Below are 4,657 nucleotides of genomic sequence, written 5' to 3'. Positions count from 1 at the left end.
ATTCATTGCCGAAGCCTGTGGTCTTAATGAGGGACTGGGAGTGAAAGGCCAGTGGGGAACGCTTCAATCCATGGAGACACGCATGCAGTTTCTATCAGACCCGACACATCGGATCCGATTCGTTTATACCCCCAAACACGCTTCCTGGTTAAATCAAATTGAATGTTGGTTCAGTCTGGTCTCCCGACATTTGCTCAGGCGGCTTTCCGTCAGCAGCAAAGCGATATTACGGACATGCATTTTAAAATATATCGAATATTACAACCGGGTATTAGCTAAACCTTTTAAGTGGCTTTACCGTGGGAATACAAAGTGATGTCATTAATTGCAGAATACACCACTAGCCATTCAATATCCCTCAAAACACTCTCATCTGACTCTTTACCTTGGTCTGTATTTTTCCAATCGTATAGTGCAAGTGAATAACAATCATTAGTAAAATCCTGCAACGCTGCTACTAATGAGTTATTTTTTATATAACTATGCTGAACTTCAAATCGAACTTGTCGTAAGTCGGGCCGACACGGAATAGTAGCAATAGAAGCTTGAGTAACCCCTTTAGATAATTTATGGATTAATATCCACCATATCGGTACTTTTGCCGTTTTATCATCTAAAGATGAAATAGTCCCTTTGTAGCCAGATTCCTCTGGTTTTGCTGCGGTCCATGTCCCACAATATTTACTTCTGCTTGTATCAATTTGGATTGTATTAATGCTGACATTAAAAAGCGGAACACAACAAAAAACCATGACAACAAAAGCTCCATAAATTGCATTCTCGATCCTAACAATAGATAAAGTACCTTTATTACCTTCATCTTCCCCTTCTTCACGTACTTTTATCCATATTCCAACTACTTTGAATAGTACTGGAACAACAAAAAGCCCTGTACTAAGGAATATATTCCACAATCCATTATTAATTATCCAGCCCAGAAGAGTCAGAAAATACTCAAGATAGTTATTTGTGGTCATGGTTACTCTCCATTATGCAGCCAAATTGTGACTTCACTAACCAGAACAAATAACACGACCATAAAAGCAATACGCTTAAAAACCATCTTTAATTCTGAAGATTTTTTCCCTACTTTCCATAAATGATATAAAACGATAACTAATGCTGTATAAATCAGCATACGCCATAAGAAAGAATAATAACGCCAACGGTACATTAATTGATTAAATCCTTCAGCTAAATCAGGGTTTATCAAACTTAAGTGAGCGATCAATAATAATCCCATCATGAAAGTAACAATGATAATCACCCATTTTAAAACTCCCTTAAATTTCATTTTTTATTTCCTTCTGTATAAGGAACACCCAAGGAGTTCATTCGCTTATCTACACTATCTTGAGATTGAGTTTGTGGATTAGCTAAGGTTCTTTGATGGTCACGTTCGATAATAGTTAATACCGTGTTATTAGATATTTCTCTTCGCAATTCCATTTCGGTTTTTAGTGCGTTAATTTCACGATCAAGAATATCTATCCGGCGGTCACTCTCTTTAACTGCTTGTGATAAATTAGCGGCATTAGGTTCTGACTGTCCTGTCATTAACATTCTGCGCATAGTTAGCGCTAATTCAATTGCATCTGACATTGCTAACTCACCCGCCAAACGCTGCACTAATGCTCCATTGTCAGGATCTCGCCTCAATGACTGAATAACTCCCCGTGTCACCACAAGGCTACCCGTTTTTAACTTAGATAAATTCTCAGTTGTAGGAGTTATATTGCCATTAACCAGTTTAATTAATTGCTCTTGGTTTTCTTTAGCTGTTTTTTCAATTACTGGTGCAAATCCAGTACCTGCTACACTGCTCCCTGGTTGATTTTCCGCTGCTCCATCTGCACATTGACTTGTATCGGTACAAGTACGTATTGATTGATCACCTAAGATTCTGACAACTGTTTGTGCTGCTTCTTCACTATTTTTAAATCTTTGGCAAGCCCCACCAGTACATTGGCTACCAGAAATACTCTGATTGCTACTTACTGGTAAGTTATTCATCATATTAAAACCGGCTTTGGCTAGATCTCGCGCAGGTTGAATAGCTTTCTGTCCTTTACCACCTCGCTTTTGGCCTCCAATCCAAGGTACTCCAGCCTCTCCCTTAGCACTATTAAGTTGATTGTTTGTCCGAACAGCATCACCACCACCACTATTCACCAATGCTTTAGATTCCTCCATAATAGCCGCTTGCGACCATTTACTATTATCAGAAAAATCCATCATCCGTTTAGATAAGTTCTGGCAATTAAATTGGGCCTTATCAAAAGCAACATTGGCTTGTATCACTCCATTAGTAATCATTTCATATAATCCTGGGTTAGCCCTCTGAAGAATTAACCCAGGAAGGCTTGCTACAGCTCCTGTTGCTCCTTGAACAACTTCCCCCATTAAATTTTTGAATCCAGCAGTAACTCCATTTAATTGATTATTAATAGTTGTTTTTAAATCAAAATTTCCACACATCAAATCATTAGACCATCCAAATCCTATTCCCACTCTCTGCATATGACTTCTGCTAGGCGGTTGAGATAGAACAGTCCCCCCTCCGATTGTATAAAATAACTTATCGGATACAGCACCACTCGTATTTTTACCGTACCCTATTTTGTTATCTTCCCAAGAAAAAACAGGTGACGAAATAAATAAAATACCCACCAATACAGCTTGCGAAATAAATTTCTTATTCATCTTATTTTTCCTTAAAAACTAGTGCTGCTTAAAAATTTCTGGCCTCGACGCTTACAGCAACTATACGGTTGCCAAAGTGCCCAAGCGTAATTACCGTCTTGTGCGACTATTCCCGTGTTATCAGGAAAAACTGCGCAACTATTGCTAAGTTGAGGAGCTAATCTCTGCCATTTATGATTTTTAGTACCTGTATTTTCTTGCACAGAATCTGGAGGCCAATAACCAGGCTTTCTATTTCCTTTGAGTTGAGAATAAATATGGGGTTGGCCTGTACGTGTTATAATATCAGCGACACGTTGAGCAACGACCGCAGCAGCTTTATAATCGTCTTGTTGCGTAACAAAACCGCTACGCGGATAAATATTTCCCCACATATTTCCCGCATATTGCGCACCAATCTCTCTCTTACCAGGAATAACAGCTTCAGGATAGAAAGTTTCAGGAATCCCTGAACGCCACGAAAAACTATCTAATGTACTTAAAAAATAAGGAAATAGAGGTATTGCCGTTCCGCTACAAGAATATCCAGGAATACTCTTTCCAATTAAAGAAGAGCCTGGGTGTCCAATAGCATCAGCATATTTAAAATGTAAATTAGTTTTCCTCTTTGGGTTTTTCTGCTCATTATTTCCACCTCCAGCAGATAAACCAGACAAAGCATCTGTAATAGTATTCTCTAAGCCTCCAGAGGCACTGCTTACCATAGACATTTCTACCCATGGGTTTCCCCCTGATTCGTTATATGTGGATACTACCGCTTCAGGAATAAAATGTTCGACTCGCACCGATGTTTTTACTGTACAGCCAAAAGGTGTACAGAAAAGCCAATAGCAGATCCCTTTTATTCTCCAACTAATACATGATGGCGATACAGAATTGGCGATAAGAGTAGCGCTATTAATGCTAGCAATAGCCTGTGGGGTATTAATTACGCCTAACAATATAGAGGCAACTAATAATTTCAATTTTGCTGACATATCTATTTTCATTAATTACCTCTTCTACGATGCGTATCTATCAAGGCTTGAACATAAGTAATATCAGTACTACCATACACAACGTAACGATCATCTATTACAATGGCTGGGTATTTTTTTATTCCCAATTCCCAAGCACGAGTAATCCCCTGATACGCCATAAACATACTCTGTTCTTTTTCCCTCCATTCTGGTGACTGTAATAACTCTGTAATCAAAGAAACGTTATCTGGATTTACAGAAACGTTTATAGAACGGAACCAGTCCTCTGAAAGCACATCAGGCGCATCAAGCCAAACAACCTGAATATCTTCTTTCGAATCAATCTTACTTGGCGGATTTTTATGATCGGTATAAATGACAGTTGACGCTTGAGCTGTTGATGCTAAAACTACTGCGATGAAACTAGCCAGCAAGGAGCACTGTTTTTTCATTAAAATTGCCCTCAGTCATTAAATTAGGACAAGATTGCAATAAATTTTTATCTAAATCAGCAAACAATTCATAATCCAATATTTATAATTTCCATTAAATAAAATTCAATATAAATCAATTAATTACAAAAAATCAGGAAATGACAAAATAGTTATAAAATGACAATTTTCACTTTAAATCTATTTTGTCACACCAAAGTTAAAAATTTTATATGCTAATTTTAGTTAAGTTTGTGATAGTGAACTTTGCCTTTTCTATATCAGTATTAAAATCGCAAGACTGGAATCCATGAGCATGACACCAAGCGATATAACAGGTTGAGCACGTAACAGGTAGCTCGTTTTCAGCTATCAATTCACAATCATGAATAATTTCACCAATATCATTTAAATCTTGCATTCACATAATAAGTGCAACACCGTTATGAACGAAGTAAACGAGTCGGTATGCCTTTAAATAACTCATTCGGTGTTTGATAACCTCGCGTTTTTCGAGGACGTTTATTTAATCGATTTGCCACGAGATTTATCTCCAACTCTGAG

Annotated in this window: 5 protein-coding genes and 2 pseudogenes; 1 reads left to right on the top strand and 6 read right to left on the bottom strand. The window is 37.7% G+C overall.

Going from position 1 to position 4,657, the window contains the following annotated elements:
- Positions 1-316 (top strand): transposase (locus tag Xinn_RS23605; protein ID WP_211285986.1); only part of this gene is annotated, 316 nt, incomplete at its 5' end.
- Positions 317-341: 25 nt separating this feature from the next.
- Here Xinn_RS23605 and Xinn_RS20020 read toward each other — a convergent pair.
- From Xinn_RS20020 to Xinn_RS19995, 6 genes and pseudogenes are all read right to left on the bottom strand, one after another.
- A pseudogene (locus tag Xinn_RS20020) lies at positions 342-977 on the bottom strand (conjugal transfer protein TraG N-terminal domain-containing protein); the annotation flags it as partial.
- 2 nt (positions 978-979) lie between these two features.
- Positions 980-1,294: a hypothetical protein gene (locus Xinn_RS20015; RefSeq protein WP_086954030.1), complete on the bottom strand. Its 315-nt coding sequence runs from the start codon at positions 1,292-1,294 to the stop codon at positions 980-982.
- Complete coding sequence (locus Xinn_RS20010) at positions 1,291-2,703, bottom strand: integrating conjugative element protein (RefSeq protein WP_086954031.1); 1,413 nt, start codon at positions 2,701-2,703, stop codon at positions 1,291-1,293. The genes Xinn_RS20015 and Xinn_RS20010 overlap by 4 nt, the downstream gene beginning before the upstream one ends.
- A gap of 11 nt (positions 2,704-2,714) precedes the next feature.
- Complete coding sequence (locus Xinn_RS20005) at positions 2,715-3,680, bottom strand: TIGR03756 family integrating conjugative element protein (protein ID WP_422645967.1); 966 nt, start codon at positions 3,678-3,680, stop codon at positions 2,715-2,717.
- Between the two features lie 11 nt (positions 3,681-3,691).
- On the bottom strand, positions 3,692-4,114 hold the full coding sequence (locus Xinn_RS20000) for a TIGR03757 family integrating conjugative element protein (protein ID WP_086954033.1): 423 nt from the start codon (positions 4,112-4,114) through the stop codon (positions 3,692-3,694).
- Positions 4,115-4,536: 422 nt separating this feature from the next.
- Positions 4,537-4,657 (bottom strand): annotated as a pseudogene (locus Xinn_RS19995) (IS30 family transposase); the annotation flags it as partial.

Origin of the sequence: Xenorhabdus innexi (assembly GCF_002632485.1) — a bacterium.
In the GTDB taxonomy this organism is placed as follows: domain Bacteria; phylum Pseudomonadota; class Gammaproteobacteria; order Enterobacterales; family Enterobacteriaceae; genus Xenorhabdus; species Xenorhabdus innexi.
Note: the sequence above shows the minus strand (reverse complement) of the source record. Positions and strands in the feature narration are given on the sequence as shown.